At 68.3% G+C, this 20,529-nt stretch carries 19 protein-coding genes; 6 read left to right on the top strand and 13 right to left on the bottom strand.

All coding sequences use genetic code 11. The annotated features are described in order from the left end of the window. Positions 1-2: 2 nt before the first annotated feature. On the top strand, positions 3-971 hold the full coding sequence (locus ACW17Z_RS06360; RefSeq protein ID WP_492058045.1) for a magnesium and cobalt transport protein CorA: 969 nt from the start codon (positions 3-5) through the stop codon (positions 969-971). Positions 972-989: 18 nt separating this feature from the next. Here the strand turns inward: ACW17Z_RS06360 and yghU are convergent, their stop codons facing one another. Beyond that, positions 990-1,865, bottom strand: a complete 876-nt coding sequence (gene yghU / locus ACW17Z_RS06355; protein WP_492058044.1) for a glutathione-dependent disulfide-bond oxidoreductase — start codon at positions 1,863-1,865, stop codon at positions 990-992. A gap of 199 nt (positions 1,866-2,064) precedes the next feature. Here yghU and ACW17Z_RS06350 point away from each other — a divergent pair, with 199 nt between their 5' ends. Continuing rightward, the gene (locus tag ACW17Z_RS06350; protein WP_492058043.1) at positions 2,065-3,129 is read left to right on the top strand and encodes an alpha/beta fold hydrolase; all 1,065 of its coding nucleotides are present in this window, start codon (positions 2,065-2,067) and stop codon (positions 3,127-3,129) included. Positions 3,130-3,160: 31 nt separating this feature from the next. On the opposite strand, the gene ACW17Z_RS06345 is transcribed toward ACW17Z_RS06350, so the two are convergent. Beyond that, on the bottom strand, positions 3,161-3,706 hold the full coding sequence (locus ACW17Z_RS06345; protein WP_492058042.1) for a lipocalin family protein: 546 nt from the start codon (positions 3,704-3,706) through the stop codon (positions 3,161-3,163). Between the two features lie 265 nt (positions 3,707-3,971). Between ACW17Z_RS06345 and ACW17Z_RS06340 the strand changes: the two genes are divergently transcribed. Together ACW17Z_RS06340 and ACW17Z_RS06335 are read left to right on the top strand one after the other, a co-directional pair. After that, positions 3,972-4,379 carry a DUF1330 domain-containing protein gene (locus ACW17Z_RS06340; RefSeq protein ID WP_492058041.1) on the top strand — a complete coding sequence of 136 codons (408 nt, stop codon included), beginning with the start codon at positions 3,972-3,974 and terminating at the stop codon, positions 4,377-4,379. A 31-nt stretch (positions 4,380-4,410) separates the two neighbouring features. Beyond that, complete coding sequence (locus ACW17Z_RS06335; protein WP_492058040.1) at positions 4,411-5,055, top strand: hypothetical protein; 645 nt, start codon at positions 4,411-4,413, stop codon at positions 5,053-5,055. Positions 5,056-5,121: 66 nt separating this feature from the next. Here ACW17Z_RS06335 and xylD read toward each other — a convergent pair whose 3' ends face one another. The 6 genes from xylD to xylR form a co-directional block, all read right to left on the bottom strand. Next, entirely contained in the window at positions 5,122-6,936 is a 1,815-nt protein-coding gene (xylD, locus tag ACW17Z_RS06330; RefSeq protein ID WP_492058039.1) for a xylonate dehydratase XylD, read from the bottom strand. Next, positions 6,890-7,765 carry an SMP-30/gluconolactonase/LRE family protein gene (locus tag ACW17Z_RS06325; RefSeq protein ID WP_492058496.1) on the bottom strand — a complete coding sequence of 292 codons (876 nt, stop codon included), beginning with the start codon at positions 7,763-7,765 and terminating at the stop codon, positions 6,890-6,892. The genes xylD and ACW17Z_RS06325 overlap by 47 nt, the downstream gene beginning before the upstream one ends. Before the next feature lie 136 nt (positions 7,766-7,901). After that, a complete protein-coding gene (gene xylB / locus ACW17Z_RS06320) occupies positions 7,902-8,651 on the bottom strand; it encodes a D-xylose 1-dehydrogenase (protein WP_492058038.1) in 750 nt (249 codons plus the stop codon). 5 nt (positions 8,652-8,656) lie between these two features. After that, positions 8,657-10,093, bottom strand: coding sequence for an aldehyde dehydrogenase family protein (locus tag ACW17Z_RS06315; RefSeq protein ID WP_492058037.1), 1,437 nt, complete (start codon positions 10,091-10,093; stop codon positions 8,657-8,659). A 27-nt stretch (positions 10,094-10,120) separates the two neighbouring features. Continuing rightward, the gene (locus ACW17Z_RS06310; RefSeq protein WP_492058036.1) at positions 10,121-11,275 is read right to left on the bottom strand and encodes a fumarylacetoacetate hydrolase family protein; all 1,155 of its coding nucleotides are present in this window, start codon (positions 11,273-11,275) and stop codon (positions 10,121-10,123) included. Positions 11,276-11,425: 150 nt separating this feature from the next. Beyond that, positions 11,426-12,481 carry a transcriptional regulatory XylR gene (xylR, locus tag ACW17Z_RS06305; RefSeq protein ID WP_492058035.1) on the bottom strand — a complete coding sequence of 352 codons (1,056 nt, stop codon included), beginning with the start codon at positions 12,479-12,481 and terminating at the stop codon, positions 11,426-11,428. Between the two features lie 110 nt (positions 12,482-12,591). Here xylR and mobA point away from each other — a divergent pair, with 110 nt between their 5' ends. Further along, positions 12,592-13,122, top strand: a complete 531-nt coding sequence (gene mobA / locus ACW17Z_RS06300; RefSeq protein ID WP_492058034.1) for a molybdenum cofactor guanylyltransferase — start codon at positions 12,592-12,594, stop codon at positions 13,120-13,122. A gap of 177 nt (positions 13,123-13,299) precedes the next feature. Here mobA and ACW17Z_RS06295 read toward each other — a convergent pair whose 3' ends face one another. From ACW17Z_RS06295 to ACW17Z_RS06275, 5 genes are all read right to left on the bottom strand, one after another. Then, a complete protein-coding gene (locus ACW17Z_RS06295) occupies positions 13,300-14,814 on the bottom strand; it encodes a sulfite reductase subunit alpha (protein WP_492058033.1) in 1,515 nt (504 codons plus the stop codon). Further along, on the bottom strand, positions 14,811-15,803 hold the full coding sequence (locus tag ACW17Z_RS06290) for an FAD:protein FMN transferase (RefSeq protein WP_492058032.1): 993 nt from the start codon (positions 15,801-15,803) through the stop codon (positions 14,811-14,813). The genes ACW17Z_RS06295 and ACW17Z_RS06290 overlap by 4 nt, the downstream gene beginning before the upstream one ends. 158 nt (positions 15,804-15,961) lie before the next feature. Further along, positions 15,962-16,846, bottom strand: a complete 885-nt coding sequence (locus tag ACW17Z_RS06285; RefSeq protein ID WP_492058031.1) for a DUF4198 domain-containing protein — start codon at positions 16,844-16,846, stop codon at positions 15,962-15,964. A 12-nt stretch (positions 16,847-16,858) separates the two neighbouring features. Next, positions 16,859-17,371, bottom strand: coding sequence for a DUF2271 domain-containing protein (locus tag ACW17Z_RS06280; RefSeq protein ID WP_419318098.1), 513 nt, complete (start codon positions 17,369-17,371; stop codon positions 16,859-16,861). 10 nt (positions 17,372-17,381) lie between these two features. After that, complete coding sequence (locus ACW17Z_RS06275) at positions 17,382-18,014, bottom strand: PepSY-associated TM helix domain-containing protein (protein WP_492058030.1); 633 nt, start codon at positions 18,012-18,014, stop codon at positions 17,382-17,384. Positions 18,015-18,409: 395 nt separating this feature from the next. On the opposite strand from ACW17Z_RS06275, the gene ACW17Z_RS06270 reads away from it, so the two are divergent. Next, on the top strand, positions 18,410-20,347 hold the full coding sequence (locus ACW17Z_RS06270; RefSeq protein ID WP_492058495.1) for a M61 family metallopeptidase: 1,938 nt from the start codon (positions 18,410-18,412) through the stop codon (positions 20,345-20,347). Positions 20,348-20,529: the final 182 nt, after the last annotated feature.

The following is a 20,529-nucleotide window of genomic DNA, read 5'->3' as shown; positions in this document are numbered from 1 at the left end:
CCATGAGCGTCGTTGCGGCCATCGCCTATGTGGATGGGAAGCGGTCCCGCACCCTGGACCTCGAGGCTCCGGACGGGCTTGTTCCGCGCGAGGGCGAGTTCGTCTGGATTGGTCTGCTGGAGCCGACCAAGGCCGAGCTGGCGGTGCTGCAGGATCGTTTTGGCCTGCACCCCCTGGCGGTCGAGGACGCGCTGCACGCCCGGCAGATGCCCAAGGTCGATCTGTACGGCGACCAGCTGTTCGTGGTGGCCAAGACCGCACAGTTGATCGAGGGGCGCATCGAGTACGGCGAGACCGACATCTTCGTGGGGCCCCGCCACCTGATCACGGTGCGCCACGGCTCGGCCCGGGCCCACACCGATCTGCGCGAGCACCTGGAGGCCACGCCCCGCCTGCTGGGCCACGGCGGCGACTATGTGCTGCATGCGGTGCTGGACTTCATTGTCGACGGCTATCTGCCGATCGTCGACGCGATCGATGACGAGATGGCCGAGATGGAGCGGCGGGCGCTGGACAATTTCCTGAGCCGGTCAGAGGTGGCGCGCATCTTCGCCCTGCGCCGCGAGCTGATGCGGTTCCGCAAGCTGCTGGGACCGATGGAGCAGGTGGCCAGCGAGCTCGAGCATCACGACATGCCGTGCATCGACGCCGAGGTGAAACCCTATTTCCGCGACGTGCGCGACCACATCGTCCGGGTCGCCTCACTGGTCGAGGGGCTGCGCGACGTGCTGACCTCGGTGTTCGAGGTCAGCTCGCTGCTGGAACAGCAACGCCAGGGGGTGATCACCCGGCAGCTGGCGGCCTGGGCCGCCATGCTGGCCGTGCCGACCGCCATCGCCGGCATCTATGGGATGAACTTCGAGCACATGCCCGAGCTGACCTGGACCTTCGGCTATCCGATGGTGCTGGGCGTGATCGTCGGGGTCTGCCTGTTCCTGTACTGGCGGTTCAAGAAGACCCGTTGGCTCTGATCCGCCGGGCCGGGCGGATTATTTGGCCGCCTCGACCTTGTCCTGGGTCTTGGTGTCGAAGTCGCTGGCCTCATGGCGTTCGCGCAGCTGGCTGGAGGGCTCGCCGAACACGCGGTTGACCATGCGGCCGCGCTTGACGGCGGGGCGCGCGCCGATGGCGTCGGTCCAGCGGATGACGTTCTTGTAGTCCTGCACCGACAGGAACTCGCCGGCCTCGTACAGCAGGCCCTTGGCCATGCCGCCGTACCAGGGCCAGATGGCCATGTCGGCGATGGTGTATTCGTCGCCCGCGACAAAGGCGGTCTCGCCCAGGCGACGGTCCAGCACGTCCATCTGGCGCTTCACCTCCATGGCGTAGCGGTCGATCGGATATTCCATCTTGTAGGGCGCATAGGCGTAGAAGTGGCCAAAGCCGCCGCCCAGGAACGGCGCGCTGCCCATCTGCCAGAACAGCCACGACAGGCACTCGGCCCGCGCCGCCGGCTCGGTGGGCAGGAAGGCCCCGAACTTTTCGGCCAGGTGGATCATGATGGCGCCGGACTCGAAGATCCGTATCGGCTCGGGGCCGCTGTGGTCGACCAGGGCCGGAATCTTGGAATTGGGATTGGCCGCCACAAAGCCGCTGCCGAACTGGTCGCCGTCGCCGATATTGACCAGCCAGGCGTCATACTCGGCGCCGGCATGGCCCAGGGCCAGAAGCTCTTCCAGCAGGATCGTCACCTTGACGCCGTTGGGCGTGCCCAGGGAGTACAGCTGCAGGGGATGGCGGCCCACCTTCAGGGGCTTGTCATGGGTGGGCCCGGCGATCGGCCGGTTGATCGACGCGAACTTGCCGCCGTTCTCCTTGTTCCAGGTCCAGACCTTGGGCGGCACATAGGCGGGGGCGTCGGTCATGGCAGGCTCCTGGTGGCGGTCGAGCGCTTGGGCGCTTCTGGCGTGGACCAATGTGGCGGGTCGTGCGTGACTGCGCCAGTGCAAGCGGCGGTATTTGATCGCCGATCGACGTTTCCCTAACGTATCCAGGCCGCAAGGTGAGTTTCGGGAAAGCGGCGAGTCGATCACGGCTGGCGCGGGTTGTTTTTGGGGTGGATCGATGTCGAAGTTTTCGGGCCTGATGGCCGCGCTGATCCTGACCTGCGCGCCGGGCCTCGCCACCGCCCAGGCCCCTGACAGGCCGGCGGTCGCCGCACCGGTCAAGGCCATCCATGAAGAAGGCTTCGTGCGCATCGGCGGGATCGAGCAGTGGGTCACGATCCACGGCGACGACCGCTCCAGGCCGGTGATCCTGATGGTGCACGGCGGTCCGGGCAATCCGATGACCCCCTACGCCAATCCCTATTTCCAGGCGTGGGAGAAGGACTTCGTCATCGCCCAGTGGGACCAGCGCGGCGCGGGCATGACCTTCGGCCAGAGCCCGCCCGCCGAGGGCGAGTCCCTGACGGTAGAGCGCCTGCGCGACGACGGGGTCGAGGTGGCGGCCTACGTCAACCAGCGCCTGGGCAAGCAGAAGCTGATCCTGATGGGCGGGTCGTGGAGTTCGATCCTGGGCACGCACATGGCCAAGGCGCGGCCGGACCTGTTTCATGCCTATGTCGGCTCTTCGCACCTGGCCCGTTCCGCCGACAACCTGAAGGCCAGCTATGACCGAACCCTGGAACTGGCCCGCGCCGGCGGTGACCAGGACGCGATCGGCAAGCTCGAGACCGTGGGTCCGCCGCCCTGGACCAATCCGCGCAACTTCGGGATCATCCGTCGCATCACCCGCAAGTACGAGGCCGCCCGCACCGATCCGGCGCCGGCGCAATGGATGGCCCGCGCGCCCGCCTATGAGACTCCCAAGGCCCTGGCCGACTACGAGGGCGGCGAGGACTATTCCTACATCGAGTTCGTCGGCATGAAGGGCAAGGGGATGTATTCGAAGACCGACCTCTACGCCCTGGGCCCCAAATTCGCCCTGCCGGTCTATGTCATCCTGGGCGAGCAGGACCTGATCTCGACCCCTGAGGTCGCCCGCGCCTGGTTCGACACGCTGCAGGCTCCCGACAAGGCCTTCGTGCTGCTGCCGCGCACCGGCCACGATCCCAATTCGGCCATGGCGGCGGCCCAGCTGCAGATCCTGAAGACCAAGGTGCTGCCGCGGATCGGTAAGGGAGGCTGAGGGCGCTGGCCGGGATCAGGCGAGTCGCCGACTATGATCCTGTCGCGGGGAATTCCAGCAGCCGGGTGTCGTAGCCCAGCGCCTTGGCGCGTTCGACCAGCTTGGCGACCTGGGCCTGGGTCGGTTGAGGATCGCGCGTGTAGATCCACAGATCGTGGAAGCGGGGATCGGCCGAGATGAACCAGCTGTAGTCGTCCGCCCGCTCCAGAACCCAGTAGTCACGCGGAATCCGGAAAAGGCCGAAGATCCGATAGCTGACGTGGAGCTTGGCGTTTGTCCCCGGATCCATAATGCGTGCCGGGCCGCCGATGGTCTTCAACTTGCCCGTGGTGGGCGAGCCGGCCCGGCAGAAGTCCAGCACCGTGACCTTGTCGCCGCCGCGCGGCGTATAGGTGGTGCCGCCCGCCACGCAGCCATCGGTGAGCGACATGGGCCGTCGTCCGATCTCGTACCATGTGCCGGTGTAGAACCGCGCCGCGTCAATCGTCGTGGCGGGTTTCAGAGCGCTGGTGGACGCGCCCGTCGAGGCGCACCCCGCGAGGATCAGCAGGCTCGAAGCGATCAGCAGGGCGCGCATGGGGAACTCCGTCTTGAGGCTCAAGCTACGGACCGATGCGCCCTGCGGATGCTTGGCGGAGGAGGGGCCGTCTTCCCTGCCGTTTCTTGAAGCGGAACGGCTGGACGCCAGTCGCAGCATGATTCCGTCAGGGGCTTGAACCCGCGCGTACCGGGCAGGGCGTGCGGTCAGGTTTCGGGGGTGACAGGGGCTGTAAACAAGTGGCATGCTTATTGCCATATTATGAGCCCGGAACGGTCCGGGCGGCGGTTCCCGGAGATTTCCGATGCAGGTCACCAATGCCCACGGCCCGACCCAGGCCCAGCAGCTCGCCGCGTTTCAGCGGGACGACGGCAAGCCGATCTACATGCTCAACCTGCTGAAATTCCGCGACCAAGCCGTCTATCCCGACGGGCGCGAGACCACGCTGAGCGGCGCTGAGGCCTATGCCCTCTATGGCCGGGCCGTCAGCAAGATGATCGCCGAGGCGGGCGGCAAGCTGGTGTTCAGCGCCCAGGTGCGCGGCCTGTTGATCGGCGAGGTCGAGGGGCCGTGGGATTCGGTGGCGGTGATGATGTACCCGTCCTTCAAGGCCATGGCCGAGATCCTCAGTTCGCCCGGCTATGCCGAGATCCACGTCCATCGTGACGCCGGCCTTGAAGGCCAGGTGCTGATCGAAACCGTGATGGGCTGAAGCCCGCAGGGCTTATGGGAGGGTCTGCAAGATGTCGAGTTTCTGGGTCTGGGTTGCCGCCCTTGGTCTCTATGCCCTGTTCCTGGCCTGGTATGTGAACTGGCGCGGCCCGCTGTCGGCGGCCGAGGTCACCGACCTGATCGGCCGGATGAGGGCCGCCAGTATCGGTCGGGGCGGGGCCGACGAACTGCCGACCCTCGAGCGCTTCCTGGCCGAGGACGACGGGCGCGAGTTCTTCATGCTCAACGTCATCCGCATGGCCGACGGACCGGTGGCCGATCCGGCGACCGGCGCACTGAAGCCCGCCCGCGAGGTGATGGAAGGCTATACCCGCATGTTCCTGCCGGCCCTGTTCCGGCGGGGCGGCCATCCGGCCCTGGCCGCCCGGCAGGTCGGGGGCCTGGTCGATACCTGGGGGATCGAGGACTGCCCCAAATGGTCGATGATGGGCTATGTCCGCTATCGCAGCCGGCGGGACCTGGCCCAGCTGGTCTGTGATCCGCGCTTTGCCGGGGCCCACGCTTTCAAGCACGCGGCCATGCCCCAGACCTTCAACTTCCCGACCCGGCCGATGATCATGACCCTGGCAGGACCCCGGCTGTGGGTCGGGCTGATCCTGGCCCTGCTGGCCGCCCTGGCCCAGGTGGCGCTGCTTTTGGCGGCGTCGGCGGGTTGAGCCATGTCGCCACCGCCCTGACTCTCCGCTCAACCGAGCCTTTGCCCGGTGGAGCGGAGCCGGGACTCAGTGGTTGTGCCGGGGCAGCTTGCTGGCCAGGTCCTGGTACTTGACCGCAAATTCCAGCACCCCGCCGGTCTCGAGCTGGCCGGTATGGGCGCGGTAGATTTCCTGCCAGGGGGTCATGGTTTCCGGCACGGGCGGCAGGCCTTCCTTGCGGCGTTCGGCGATCACCGCCTCGTCGACCAGGGCGTCGCAGCGGCCGGTGTTGAGGTCGATGCGGATGGTGTCGCCGGTGCGCAGCCACGACAGCCCGCCGCCGATCGCGCTTTCGGGCGAGGCGTTGAGGATCGAGGGGCTGTCGGCGGTGCCCGACTGGCGGCCGTCGCCCAGGGTGGGCAGGCTCATGATGCCGCGCTTCAGCAGGGCGTCCGGCGGCTGCATGTTGACCACCTCTGCCGAACCGGGCCAGCCGATCGGGCCGGCGCCGCGGATCACCAGGATGCAGTGCTCGTCGATGTTCAGGGCCGGGTCGTTGATGCGGGCGTGATAGTCGCCCGACCCGTCGAACACGATGGCGCGGGCCTCGAAGATGTCTTCCTTGCCCGGATCGCTCAGATAGCGGGCCCGGAAGTCGGCGCCGATGACGCTGGACTTCATGATCGCGAAATCGAACAGGTTGCCCTTCAACACCAGGAAGCCGGCCTTTTCGGCCAGCGGCTGGGCGTAGGGGAAGATCACCTCGCGGTCCTTGGTCTCGCGGCCTTCCAGGTTCTCGGCCATGGTCTTGCCGGTCACCGTCAGCACATCGCCATGCAGGCGGCCGTTCTGCAGCAGCTCCCACAGCACGGCGGGGGCGCCGCCGGCCCGGTGGAAGCGCTCGCCCAGATACTTGCCGGCCGGCTGCATGTTGACGATCAGCGGGATGTCATAGGCCGCGCGCCAGTCGTCGGCGGTGATCTCCAGACCGGCGTGACGGGCCATGGCCACGATGTGGGGCTGGGCGTTGGTCGAGCCGCCGGCCGCCGCGACCAGGGCGATGGCGTTCTCGAACGCCTTCTGGGTCAGGATGTCCTTGGGCTTGATGTCTTCATAGGCCAGGTCGACGATCCGCTGGCCGGTGCGATAGGCCATCTGGCCGCGCTCGCGATAGGGGGCGGGGATGGCCGCGCAGCCGGTCAGCGACAGGCCCAGGGCTTCGGCGACCGCATTCATGGTCGAGGCCGTGCCCATGGTGTTGCAGTGACCGGCCGAGGGCGCGCTGTCGGCGGCGCGCTGGATGAACTCCGCCTCGTCGATCTCGCCGGCCGCCAGCTTGCGGCGCGAGCGCCAGATCACCGTGCCCGAACCGACCAGTTCGCCGTCATGCCAGCCGTCCAGCATCGGTCCGCCCGACAGCACGATGGCCGGGATATTGACCGTAGTGGCGGCCATGATGCCGGCCGGCGTGGTCTTGTCGCAGCCGGTGGTCAGGACCACGGCGTCGATCGGATAGCCGTGCAGGGTCTCGACCAGGCCCAGATACGAGAGGTTGCGGTCCAGCGCCGCGGTCGGGCGACGGCAGTTCTCGAAGATCGGATGGACCGGGAACTCCATCGGAATGCCGCCGGCGTCGCGGATGCCGTCGCGGATCCGGGTCACCAGGTCCAGGTGGATGCGGTTGCACGGCGAGATGTCGCTGCCGGTCTGGGCGATGCCGATGATCGGCTTGCCGCTGCGCAGCTCTTCCGGCGTGATCCCGTAGTTCATGAACCGCTCCAGATAGAGGGCGGTCATGTCGATGTGGTCGGGATTGTCGAACCAGTCTCGCGAGCGGAACCGGCGGGGCGTGCGGTTAGGGGCGGTCAAGGCGCACCTCGTATTGGGGCTGGCCGGCGACATCGACATCGACGGCGAACAGGCCGCCGGCTTCGGGCCAGGCGGCGAGGGTCTCGTCGCTCAGGCCCTTGCGGGCGGTGGTGAAATAGAGGGTCTTCAGGCGCGGGCCGCCAAAGCACGGCTTGGTGATATTGGGGGCGGGCAGGGCGATGCGGTCGACGATCTCGCCCTCCGGCGAGATGCGCAGCACCGACGCGCCGCCCCACAGGGCGGTCCACAGATAGCCCTGTGAATCGACCACCGAGCCGTCGGGCCAGGCGTTTTCGATGTCGATGCGGGCCAGCACGCGCTTGTTGGTCAGGTCGCCGTCGGCGTCGACGTCATAGGCCCAGATCGTCTTGGCCAGGGTATCGGTGTGATAGAAGGTCTTGCCGTCCGGGCTGACGCACGGGCCGTTGGTGATGCAGACGCCGTCGTCCTGCTTGACCGTTTCACCGGCGGCGGTCAGGCGATAGAGGGCGCCGCTGGCGGCCTCTTCGCCGTCGTGCATGGTGCCGAACCACAGCCGGCCCTCGGCGTCGATGGTGGAATCGTTGGGGCGATTGTCCAGCTCCGGCGGCTCGATCTCGCCCAGGAACGCGAAGTCGCCGCTGGCGGGATCGAAGCTGTGCAGGCCGCTCTTCAGCCCGGCGATGAAGCCGTCCTCGCCGGCGATGGGCGCCACGAAGGTCACCTGGTCGGGGGCGGGAAAGCTGTGCTGCGCGCCGCTGGCCGGATCATAGCGGTGGACGGTGTGGCCCTTGATGTCGACGAACCACAGGGCGTCACGATGCCAGATCGGACCCTCGCCGAGGGTGGCTTTCAGGTCCCAGACGCAGGTGGGGGTTGGCATACGCATAATCTCCTTAGCCCTCCCCCTTGATGGGGGAGGGTTGGGTGGGGGTGATAGGGCGCTTGCCGGCGGAACCGCCGCAGCACCCCCATCCCCAACCCTTCCCCCATCAAGGGGGAAGGGCGCAATCCCCAGTTTACCGCCAGCCGGCGTCGATCCAGTACTCATGGCCCGTGCACAGGGCCGCATCGTCCGAGGCCAGGAACAGCACCAGGGATGCCACGTGGTCGGGGACCAGGCGGCCCTTCAGGCACTGGGCCTTGACGATCTCGGCCTCGCCTTCGGGCGTGTACCACTTCTCTTGGCGCTTGGTCTTGACGTTGCCGGGCACCACGCAGGTGACGCGGATGTCGTCGGGACCCAGCTCGCGGGCCAGGGCCCGGGTCATGCCCTCGATGCCCGCCTTGGCGGTTTCGTAGAGGACCAGGTCTTCCAGACCCAGGTGCCAGCTGATCGAGCCGAAATTGATGATCGCCCCGCCGTCGCGCCTGGCCATGCCCGGCGCGACCGCCTGGGCCGCGAACAGCATGTGGCGCAGATTGACGCCGATGCGGTTGTCCCAATAGGCGGGCGTGATGTCGGCCAGCTTGTGGCGGTCGTCATTGCCGGCATTGTTGACCAGCACGTCGATGTCGCCGATCTCGGCCAGCACGGCCTTCAGGCTGTCGAGGTCCATCAGGTCGCAATGCCTGTAGATCGGCGCGATGGCCGCGTTCGGCGTCAGCGCGTCGACCAGGGCCATGGAGTCCGCATCGACGATGTCGAGGAAGATCACCTCGGCGCCCTGGCGCACGAAGCCGGCGGTCAGGCCGGCCCCGATGCCGCTGCCGCCGCCGGTGACGACGACGCGCTTGCCCTTCAGGCTGGGATAGATGGCTGAGGACATGCGGCTTACGACCAGGAATACGAGGTTTTGGTCTGGGTGAAGAACTCGACCGCCGCGAAGCCCTGTTCGCGGGCCCCGTAGCTGGAGCTCTTCGAACCCCCGAACGGCACGTGATAGTCGACGCCGGCGGTGGCCAGATTGACCATGGTCATGCCGGCCTTGGCGTGACGCTGGAAGTGGCGGGCATATTTCAGCGAGGTGGTGGCGATGCCGGCCGACAGGCCAAACTCGACGCCGTTGGCGACCTCCAGGGCTTCCTCATAGTCCTTGACCCGGATGGTCGAGGCGACGGGGCCGAAGACTTCCTCGTTGTTGATCCGCATGTTGCGATCGGTGTCGGCGATCAGGGTCGGCTGCACGTACCAGCCGGGATTTTCCAGCTGTAGGCGCTGGCCGCCGGTGACGATGCGGCCGCCCTCGCCGGCGGCAATGTTGATGTAGCGGTACGAGGTTTCCATCTGGTCTTCGGAGACCGCCGGACCGATCTGGGTGTTGGGGTCGAGGGCGTCACCGACCCGCAGGGCGGCGATCTTCTCGGCCAGCAGGGCCACGAAGCGATCGTGGATGCCGTCGGTGACGATCAGGCGCGAGCTGGCGGTGCAGCGCTGGCCGGTGGCGAAGAACGAGCCGTCCAGAGCGATGGCGACGGCGCGTTCCAGGTCGGCGTCGTCCAGCACGATCAGCGGGTTCTTGCCGCCCATCTCCAGCTGCACACGGGCCTGACGGGCCACAGCGGCGGCGGCGACTTGCGCGCCCACGCCCTGCGAGCCGGTGAACGAGACGCCGTCGACGTCCTTGTGCTTGACCAGGGCGTCGCCCATCGAACCGCGACCAAACAGCATGTTGAACACGCCGGCCGGAGCGCCGCATTCCTGCATGATGTCAGCCAGCACCGAGGCGGTGGCCGGGGTCGGGCCGGCGGGCTTGATCACCACGGTATTGCCGAAGGCCAAGGCCGGAGCCGCCTTCCAGGCCGGGATGGCGATCGGGAAGTTCCAGGGGGTCACGAGACCGAACACGCCGACGGCCTGGCGATAGGTCTGGATCTCGACGCCCGGACGGGTGCTTTCCAGGTTCTGGCCATGGCGGCGCAGGGCCTCGCCGGCGAAGTACTTGAAGATGCGGCCGGCGCGGACGGTCTCGCCCACGCCTTCCGGAACCGTCTTGCCCTCTTCGCGGGCCAGAAGACGGCCGATGTCAGCGCTGCGGGCGATGATGGTCGAGCCGACCTTGTCCAGCAGGTCCGAGCGAACCTCAGGCGAGCTTTCCGACCAGCTCGGGAACGCCTTCTTGGCCGCGTCGACGGCGGCGTCGACTTCGGCGGAACCGCCGTTGGGCACATTGGCCACGACCTCGTTGGTGTTCGACGGGTTCAGGCTCTGGGTCGGGGCGTCGGAGGCGACGCGTTCGCCGCCGATGAAGTGGCGCAGGGTGTCGGTCATGGGACGAGGTCCTCGAAATACGAAAAGTTAGAGCAGGCCGCGGCCGGCCAGATTGCGGATCAGGGCGGAGATCCCGAACGTCCAGGGCTTGGCCTGGTCGCAGGTGGTCACCTCGTTTTCGAGGACGCCCAGTTTCGGGGTCGAGACGCGGACGCGGTCGCCGACCTTGTGGGTGAAGCCCTGGCCGGCCGTGTCGCGGTCCTGGATCGGCGCGAACATCGTGCCCAGGAACAAAGCAAAGCCGTCGGGATACTGGTGCTGCTTGCCGAACGCCTGACCGGCCAGAACGGCCGGGTCGCGGCTGATCAGGCTCATGTTGGAATGGCCATCCAGCACGAAGTTGTCGCGGCCGGTGATCTTCAGCTCGACCTCGGCCGAGCGCACGTCGTCCAGCGAGAAGCCGTCGTCGAACAGCCGCACGAACGGGCCGATGGCGCACGAGGCGTTGTTGTCCTTGGCCTTGGAGAGCAGCAGGGCCGAGCGGCCCTCGAAGTCGCGCAGATTGACGTCGTTGCCCAGCGCCGCGCCGCGGATCTGGCCCGCGCCGTCGCACAGCAGCACGACTTCCGGCTCGGGATTGTTCCAGTGGCTGTCGGAGCGCACGCCGACCTGGTCGCCCCAGCCCATCGACGATAGGGTGGGGCCCTTGGTGAAGATCTCGGCGTCGGGGCCGATGGCGACTTCCAGATACTGCGACCACAGACCGTCCTTGATCAGGGTCTGCTTCAGGCGCTCGGCGCCCTCCGAGCCCGGATCGACGCTGCGCAGGTCGCCGCCCATGCTGTCGGCCAGCTGTTCGCGGATTTTCAGGGCCTCGGCGGCGTCGCCTCGGGCCCGTTCCTCGATCACCCGCTCCAGGGTCGAGACGGCGAAGGTGACGCCGGCGGCCTTAAGGCACTGCAGGTCAACGGGGGCCAGCAGCTTGGCGGCCGCTTCGCCCGAGGCGTCGGCCCAGACAGGGCGGATATCCAGCTCTTCCAGAGGTCCGCGATCCTCGCCGCGCGGGATCGCCGCGCCGGGCGCATAGGCGTTCATCAGGTCGGCGACCGTCGGGGCGATCTTCGACATGTCCTCGATGCGCCCGCCGCGCACCAGCACGGGGGTCGGGCCATCGCCGAAGTCGATGCGGCCCAGCAGGGTCGCGTCTTGCCAGTCTTCCGGAAGGAATTGCGTCACGCCCACGGCGTCGTCTCCCCGTCTCGAGCGTCTGGACCTCGCCCCACCTTGGGCGGCCGCGCTCGTTCATGCTCACGCACTTGTTAGCGCTAACATGTGGGGGCGGCAAGCGTTTGTCAGACCAATAGTGGGGACATCCTTGCGCGGTGAGAACGGCTAGTTCGGCGCCGGCCCGGTGGAATCCCGCACGATCAGGGTGTGCGGATGCATCAACTGCCGGGGCTCGCCCGTCCCGTCGCGCTTGCGGCGGATCTCCTCCAGCACCAGATCCACCGCCGCGCGGGCCATCGCGGCGATTGGCTGGTGGACGGTGGTCAGGGGCGGCCAGATATTGGCGGCGATCGAGGTGTCGTCGAAGCCGACAATCGAGACATCGCCCGGCACGTCCAGCCCAAGGCGATGGGCCAGGCCCGCGGCGGCGGCGGCCATGTCGTCATTGCAGGCGAAGATCGCAGTGGGGCGAATATCGCTGGCCAGCAGCCGCTCGGCCGCCTCCAGGCCCGAGCGATAGGTGAAATAGCCCTGCTCGACCCGCACGTTCTCCAGGGGAATCCCGGCGGCCTTCAGCGCGGTCATGAAGCCGTCCAGCCGTTGCTGGCTGACCGTCTGGTTGGGGTGGCCCTTGATGAAGCCGAACCGCTTGTGGCCCAGGGCCAGCAGGTGCTGGGTCAGTTCGTAGGCGGCGGCCTCGTTGTCGATGCGGATGGTGGCCATGTCGGGGCTGGTCATGCCTGGGGCCACACCGACGGCGGCGGCGCCGGAGGCCTTTACCTCGGCCAGCACCTGGGGCGATTCGCACAGCGGCGGCGGCAGGATCAGGCCGTCGACCCCGGTGCGCAGCAGGCGGGTCAGGGTGGCGCCGGCCAGTTCGGGCTCGGCACATTTCTCGATGACAACCTGCGCGCCCGTGCGGCTGCTCTCGTCCAGCGCCCCGACCAGGAACTCCGACAGATAGCCGGTCGAGGGGTTGTCATACAGCAGGCCGATGCGGAACGGGGCCGATCCGGCCAGGCTGCGGGCGGCGGGATTGGGTGCGTAGTTGAGGTCGGTGATCGCCTGTTCGACCAGGGCGCGGGTCTCTTCCTTGACGGTGGTCTCGCGGTTGATCACCCGCGACACGGTCATGGGCGACACGCCGGCGCGCGCCGCGACATCGCGGATCGTCGCGCTCTGCGTGGTGCGACGCCTCTGGCGTTCCGGCGGTAAGCTCATGGTTGACCCGTCCCTTTGGGCGCGGAGACTAGACCGGTTCGGAGCATCAGTGGAAGCCGGGGGTTGCAGGGGCCTTCTCACCCTGTGCGAGACGGATGTAGGAAACGGGGATGACACCCTTCGGCGCTCTCATCCTCACTGGCGGCGGCTCGCGCCGCATGGGTCGCGACAAGGCTGCGCTGGACTGGGACGGCGCGCGGGCGGTGGATCGGGTGGCCGAGCTGGCGCGCACGGTCGGGGCCCGGGCGGTGCTGACGGTCGGGGCCGATCTGGGTCTGCCGTTCGTACCGGATCCCGAGCCGGGCGCGGGGCCGGTGGGCGGTGTGCTGGCCGGCGTGGAGGCGCTACGGGCGCTGGGTCTGGAGCGGGCGCTGATCCTGGCGGTGGACGCGCCGACGCTCACCGTTGAGGATTTGACCCTGCTGCTGGCGGCCGACGCGCCCGGCGCCGCGTTCGAGGGGTTGCCGCTGCCGATGGTCCTGACCTTCTCCGCCCTGCCCGAAGGCGCTGAGGCCGGCTGGCCGCTGCGGCGACTGGTCGAGCGCGCGGGGCTGGCGGTGGTGGCCATGCCGGTTGGGTCGGAGGCAAGGCTTCGGGGGGCGAATACGCCGGAGGAGTGGGCGGCGTTGTTGAGGCCGTAGCGCCCCCTCCGTCACGCTGCGTATTCGCAGCGCGCCACCTCCCCCGCACGCTTCGCTACGGGGCAGGAGAAGAGCAGCTGAACCTTCCTGCCCCGCTTGCGGGGGAGGTGGCGCGGCGCCGCCCTCAAGCAAAGAATGGGAGGCGACGTGACGGAGGGGGCGTTGGGCGTCTGCGGCCTAATACACGTCCCGCCGATAGCGCCCAGCGTCGGTAAGCGCCTCCAGCCCCTCGGCGCCCAGTATATCGTCCAACGCCACGTGGACCTCGCGCGACATCCCTTCAAGCGCGCCGCAGACCATAATCGTCGCGCCGTCCGCCACCCACGCCCGCACGGCGTCGGCGGCTTCGCGCAGCCGGTGCTGCACATAGACCCGCTGGGCCTGGTCGCGCGAAAAGGCCAGGTCCAGGCGCTCAAGCGCGCCGGTCAGCACCCAGCCGGCCACCTCGTCCTGGTGGAAGGCGTCGTGCGCCGCCGTGCGCTCGCCAAACAGCAGCCAGTTGCGGCCGCGCCCCGCGGCGGCGCGGGCCTTGAGGTGGGCGCGCAGTCCGGCCAGACCCGTGCCCGCGCCGATCAGGATCATCGGCGCGTCGGTGTCCGGCGCATGGAAGCTGCGATTGACCCTGACGCGGGCATCGATCGCCGCGCCCTCGTCGGCGAAGCGGCACAGCCAGCCCGAGCCCAGGCCCGGCTGGCCATCGGCGCGGGGCATCAGGCGCACGATCAGCTCGATCCCGCCATCGGCCGGCAGGGAGGCGATGGAATATTCGCGGTGCGGCAGGGCGGTCAGGCGCTCCAGCACCGCCTCGCCGGTCAGGCCGATCAGGGGTTCGATGTCTTGCGGCAGGCGGCGGGCGGCCAGAGCTGGCGCAATCGAAACCGGCAGGCCCAGGCGGGTGATCAGGGCGGCGACCTCGGCCGGATCATTGCGCGGACCGATCTCGACGATGTCGCCGGCTGACCAGTCCAGAACGCCGTCCTGCGGCTCGAGTCGAATGTGCCACGCCTCGCCGCCAGGACTGCCGGGATTGAGCAGGCGGCGCTGGGTCAGCGTCCACGGGCCATAGGCTGGACGGCTCCAGTCGGGCGCGTCGGTGTGGCCGGTCAGGACAGCCAGATGGGCCTGCCAGTGATGCAGGGCGGCCTCTTCGCCGTTGTCGACCTCCACGCGGTCGAACAGCGGCGCTGCGCCATGCCGGGCCAGCCAGGCGTCCAGCGAGCGGCCAAAGGCGCAGAACTGGCTGTATTCGGTGTCGCCAAGGGCCAGCACGCCATAGCGCAGGGCCGAGAGGTCAGGCTCGGCCGCCATCACGTCGCGGATGAAGGCGCGGGCCGGGTCGGGGGCGTCGCCCTCGCCGGTGGTGCTGACCACGAACAGGGCGCGGCCGGCGCCGGCCAGGTCGGCGGCGGTGACGGCCGAGAGGTCGCGCAAGATCACCGGCGCGCCGCCGGCGGTCAGGGCCGTGGCGGTGGCGCGGGCCAGTTCCTCGGCGAAGCCGGTCTGGCTGGCATAGGCGACCAGCATCGGCTCGCCAGCGCCTTGCGCCAGGGCGGCGGCCTCGCGGCGCTCGGCGCGGCGGCGCAGGGCGTGGCGGGCGGCGATCAGGCCGCAGAAGGCGACCCAGACCAAGGCGACACCGGCGGCGGCGAGGTGACGCCGGGTCTCGGGATCCAGGGCGGTGAAATCGATCATGCGTCGAGCATGGCCAGCAAGGCCGGCGACAGGCGTTCTTCCAGGCCTTTTGCCGCGCGACTGACGATCAGGGCGGGCAGTTCATGCGCTGTGGCGAAGGCCAGAGCCGCATCCGGTCCCATGACCGTGAGCGCCGTGGCCCAGGCGTCGGCGTCCATGCAGGTCCTGGCCAGCACTGTGACGCTGACCACGCCGTGGTCGCCGGGCGCGCCGGAGGCCGGGTCCAGGGTGTGGGCGTAGCGGCGGCCGTCATGGTCGAAGAAGCGGCGATAGTCGCCCGACGTCGCCACCGATAAATCGTGCAGCGCCACGAGTGTGCGCAGGGAGTCATTGGCGGTCGGTGGCCGTTCAAGCTCGACCCACCAGGGCTGGCCATCGGGCCTGGCGCCGGTTCCGCGCAGCTCGCCGCCGACCTCGACGAGGTACGATCTCACGCCGGCCCGCTCCAGGGCCTGCGCGGCCTGGTCGACGCCAAAACCCTTGGCGATGCCGTTGAGGTCGAGGCGCAGGGACCCCGGCTGGAACAGGGCGTCGCCGTCCAGCACCAGACGCTTCCAGCCGCTGGATTCGAGCGCGGCCAGGGTCGCTTCGCGCGACGGCGGCTCGCCGGGGAAGGGGCGGGGGCCAAAGCCCCAGAGGTCGGTCAGGGAGCCCAGGGTCGGGTCAAAGGCGCCGTGGGTGGCCTCGGCGACGGCGATGGCGCGGCGCACCACAGTGGCCATGTCGGCGGGCAGGGGTGTCCAGCTTCCGGCGGCGGCGCGGTTGTAGCGCGACAGGTCCGATAGCGGCTCCCACGGGCTCATCTGCGCCACCACGGCGTCCAGGGCGCGCTGGACCATGGCGGCCAGGCCCTGAACGTCGGCGGCGGGCTGGGCGACCAGCTTCACCGACCAGGTCGTGCCCATGGTCTGACCCGAGAGCGCATGCGCCACGCCGCCGAGCGGGCGGGCGGGTGGCTCGGTGAGGAGGGGGACGAGGACGCGGGTCATGGGTGTCAGGCTCGATCTCGATCCTTCCCCTTTTGATGGGGGAAGGGCAGGGATGGGGGTGAAGGCGCTGGCCGGTTTCACGAAGGTCGCGTCACATCCTGCGGCGCTGTCACCCCCATCCCCAACCCTTCCCCCATCAAGGGGGAAGGGAGCTTTTCCTAAGGCCGTTGCGCTTCGACCACGGCGGTGTAGCTGGCCGAGAAGCCGTCGCCGGCCAGGGCCGTCACGGGCGCCGGAGCGGCGGGGGCCGCACCGGGAGCGCCCATACCGCCGCCGGGACCACGACCGGCGCTCTCGCCGCCGCGCGCCGTGGCGTTGACCCAGTACATGCCGGCATCCGGCAGGGTGAAGGTCACTGCGCCGTCAGCGCCCGCCTTGACCTTGATCTCACCGGGCGTGGCCCGCCAGCGCGCGCCGCCGGGCACGAAGGTAACCTCAAGGCCGGCGGCGGGCTTGCCGTCGAGCAGGAACCGGAAGGTCGCAGCCTCGCTGGCCACAATGTCGGTCGGGTGGGTCACGGGCGTCAGCTCCAGGCCCTTGCCGGTGGGCTTGAAGACCTCGGTGGTCGGCTTGTCCCGCGTGACATAGGTCTCGTTGCGATTGCTGCCCGTGATGGTCTTCAGGTCGGCGGCATTGGCCGGAACGGCCTTGGCGAACTCCTCGGCCGTGCCGCGGAAGCGCTTGATCTCGCCGTTCTCGGTCCAGCTGGCGGTGACGGTGTGGGCGGCCGAGCCGATCTTCCAGGTGCCGGCCTGGTTCAGCTGCACGTCGAAGGTCGAGCGATACTGGCCGGTCGAGGCGTTCTGCAGCTTCGAGATCGAGCCGTCCGGGGCGGTGACGACCACGCCGTCCACGCGCATGGCGCGATGGTCGGGATAGAACAGCTCGTTGGAGATGGCGGCGTCGACCGTCACCCACGAGCCGTCGCCCGACAGCACGGTGAACGAAGGCAACAGCCAGCCACGGTGAGCGCTGGCCGACATCGGCAGGGTCAGGGCGAGGCCGGCTGCGGCGACGGCGAAAAGGCGGGTCTTCAGGGACATCGGTTTTCTCGCTTACTTGACGAAGACGGTGACGGCGCCGAGCTCGGCCGAGCCCTTGACGGTGGCGGGCTTGCCGGGCTTGCCCCAGACGAAGGGCACGCGGACGGCTTCATGGCCGCCGACTTCGCGGGCGGCCTCGACCACCAGATTGTACTGGCCGGGCTTGAGGTTTTTCAGCGCGCCCTTGGCGCCGCTGAACACCACCTTCTGCGGGCCGGGGGCGCGGGTCGCGCCGCTGACGCCGTCGGCGGGGAACTTCATCTCGCGGCCGGCCTTGCGCCACCACTGGCGCATGTCCTTGAGCCACTTGGTGCCGTGGTCTTCCTTGGAGTCGGGATCGTACCAGACGGCCAGGGTGCCGGCGGCGCTGGCGTCGCTGTTCTCGATCCAGATGGCCACATAGGGCTTGTGGTACTCGGCCACCGACAGGCGGGGGATCTCGACGGTGACGTTGAGATCGGCGGCCATGGCCGGGGCGGCCACGGCGGCGCCGGCGAAGGTGAGCAGGGAGACGGAACGCTTCACGGATTTCACCTCAGAGGTGGACAAAGAGAATGACGAGAATGACGGGGGCGGCGAGGCCGGCGGCGACCAGCGGCCAGGTCAGGGGCCGGGCCCGGGCGTGGAACTGCAGCAGGATCAGGCCGGTGACCGTGAACACGATGGTGGCGGCGGCGAAGATGTCGATGAACCAGGCCCAGGCCTTGCCGGTGTTGCGGCCCTTGTGCAGGTCGTTGAGCAAGGACACCGCGCCGCGCGTAGTCTTTTCGTGCTCGACGGCGCCGGTCTCGCGGTCGATCGACAGCCAGGCGTCGCCGCCGGGGCGGGCCAGGGCGACATAGACCTCGGCGTCGGACCACTCGGCCTCGCGCCCGGCGATGTCGGTCCCGACGGCCTTGTCCAACCAGTGCTGCAGCTTCAGGGGCAGGGGGCGCTTGCCCTCGACCGGACCCCTGGCCAGGTCGGCGATCAGGTCGGCCGGCAGGGTGGCCTTGCGGCTGACCACGACGGGCTCGGCCTCGATCTGGCCGGCATGGTTCAGCGTGATGCCGGTGATCGAGAACAGCAGCATGCCGATCAGGCTCAGGGCCGCGCTGATCCAGTGCCACTGGTGCAGCTGCTTGAGCCAGAACGAGCGGCGATGCTGGGCGGTGGCGGCGGACGACACGAGGAGGCGGAGACCTTGAGCGGGAACAGGTCTCGTCCATACTTGAGAACGACTTGCAATTTCAAGTGCTGGTTTGGCCTAATTTGTGGCGCGGACCATCATCGCCGCCGCCCTCAAACGCGGGAAAGGTCGATCAGGGGGGAGGCGGTGTTCCCTGATCGACCCACTCGCCGGGGGAACTGGCGGGTTCCCGACCTCATGACCCTGACCGCCTTTGATCCGGTGGGCAATCAAGGGTGCGCGCTTAAGGGAAACCCCGGAGGCGCTGTCGCAGCCCGACGATTGGGCGAACCGCTGTCGGGGGCTCGAGACGTCGTCCTGACGGCTCGACAAGTGACGGATAAGGGGTGAAACATCCCGCCTCTTAACCGCGAGGCGCACGCTTGCGGACTGCATTGGGGTGTTTTGTGAAAGCGCTGTTCTTTTCCGTTTCGCTGCTGGCCCTGGCCGCCACGACTGCCGTCGCCCAGACCCTGCCGCAGCCTTCGGCCCCGACCCCGGCCATCGCGGCCGCGAAGGACATTCCCTATCCGGGCACGCTGAAGCTTTCGGTCGACGCCACTGACCTGGCGCGCAAGATCTTCGATATCCGCCAGACCATCCCGGTGGCCAAGGCCGGCAAGTTCACGATCCTCTATCCGCAGTGGGTTCCCGGCGGCCACTCGCCGCGCAACGACATCGACAAGCTGGCGGGCCTGGTGATCACCGCCAACGGCCAGCGCCTGGCCTGGACGCGCGACCTAGTCCAGGTCTTCGCCTTCCATGTCGAGGTTCCAGAGGGCGTTTCGGAACTGCAGCTCAGCTATCAATTCTTGTCGCCGGTCGAGGCCAGGGTTGGCCGCCAGGTGATGACGCCCGACATGCTGAACCTGCAGTGGTTGCAGATGGGCTTCTATCCGGCCGGTTACTACACCCGCCAGATCCCCGTCGAGGCTAGCGTCAAGCTGCCGGAAGGCTTCAAGTTCGCTTCCGCCCTGGAGGTCGCCAAGACCGAGGGCCAGACCACGACCTTCAAGGTCACGCCGTTCGAAACCCTGGTCGACTCGCCGATGTTCGCGGGCCGCTATTTCAAGACGGTCGAGCTGGATCCGGGCGGTCGCGCGCCGGTGCGCCTGAACCTGATGGCCGACAAGCCCGAGCTGCTGGAGTTCAAGCCCGAACATATCCAGGCCCACAAGGACCTGGTTCAGCAGGCCTACAAGCTCTACGGCTCGCATCATTACGATCACTATGACTTCCTGGTCGCCCTGTCCGACCAGCTGGGCGGCATCGGCCTGGAGCATCACCGCTCCAGCGAAAACCGCGTCGCGCCCAAGTACTTCACCGAGTGGGACAAGACCTATGTGGGCCGCGACCTGCTGCCCCACGAGTTCACCCACTCGTGGAACGGCAAGTTCCGCCGCGGCGCCGATCTGTGGACCGCCACCCTGAACGAGCCGATGCGCGATAGCCTGATGTGGGTCTATGAGGGCCAGACCCAGTACTGGGGCGGGGTGCTGTCGGCGCGCTCCAACCTGCACACCAAGCAGCAGAGCCTGGACGCCCTGGCCATGACGGCGGCGCTCTATGACAACCGGCGCGGCCGCGACTGGCGCAGCGTGGCCGACACCACCAACGATCCGATCATCGCCATGCGCAAGCCGCTGTCGTGGGTCAGCTACCAGCGCAGCGAGGACTACTATTCGGAAGGCCAGCTGGTCTGGCTCGACGCCGATACGCTGATCCGCGAGAAGACCGGCGGCAAGAAGTCGCTGGACGACTTCGCCAAGGCCTTCTTCGGCGTCGACAACGGCTCGTATGTGCCGCGTACCTATACCTTCGAGGATGTGGCCGCGACGCTGAACGACGTGGTCGCCCACGACTGGACCAGTTTCCTGAAGACCCGCATCGAAGGCCTGTCGGAAAAGGCCCCGCTGGATGGCCTGACCCGGGGCGGCTACCGGCTGATCTATACCGAGACCCCGACCGACTACTTCAAGACGGCCGAGACGCGCGGCAAGTCCACCAACCTGGCCTATTCGCTGGGCCTGACCATTGCCGCCGCCGGCCTCGTGTCGGATGTGCAGTGGGGCGGTCCGGCCTTCAAGGCGGGCCTGACCCAGGGCGTGACCCTCGTGGCGGTTAATGGCGAGACCTATGACGCCGACAAGCTGAAGGACGCGATCAGGGCGGCCAGCAAGCCGGAGGGGGCGCTGGTCGAACTGCTGGTCAAGGACGGCGAGCGCTACCGGATGGTCAAGATCGACTGGCGCGGCGGCCTGCGCTATCCGCGCCTGGAACGCATCGCCGGAACCCCCGCGCGGCTCGACGATATCCTGGCGGCGCGCAAGTAGTTCGCGAAAACAAGGGCTTGGTCGCAAGTGCCGGAAATCCGGCCTTGCGACAATATGTGGAGGTGCCCCTCACTGCGGTCGGGCGTAGGGTCGCGGTGTTCAGGATCCTCCATCTTCGAACGATCTCCAAAGTCGAAGGGCCCGTCATGCCCAGACGGGCCCTTTTTCTTGGGCGGCTTGCA

Source organism: Caulobacter sp. GSs2 (assembly GCF_058680895.1).
The sequence above is the reverse complement of the archived record's forward strand: the minus strand, read 5'-3'. Positions and strand labels throughout refer to the sequence as shown.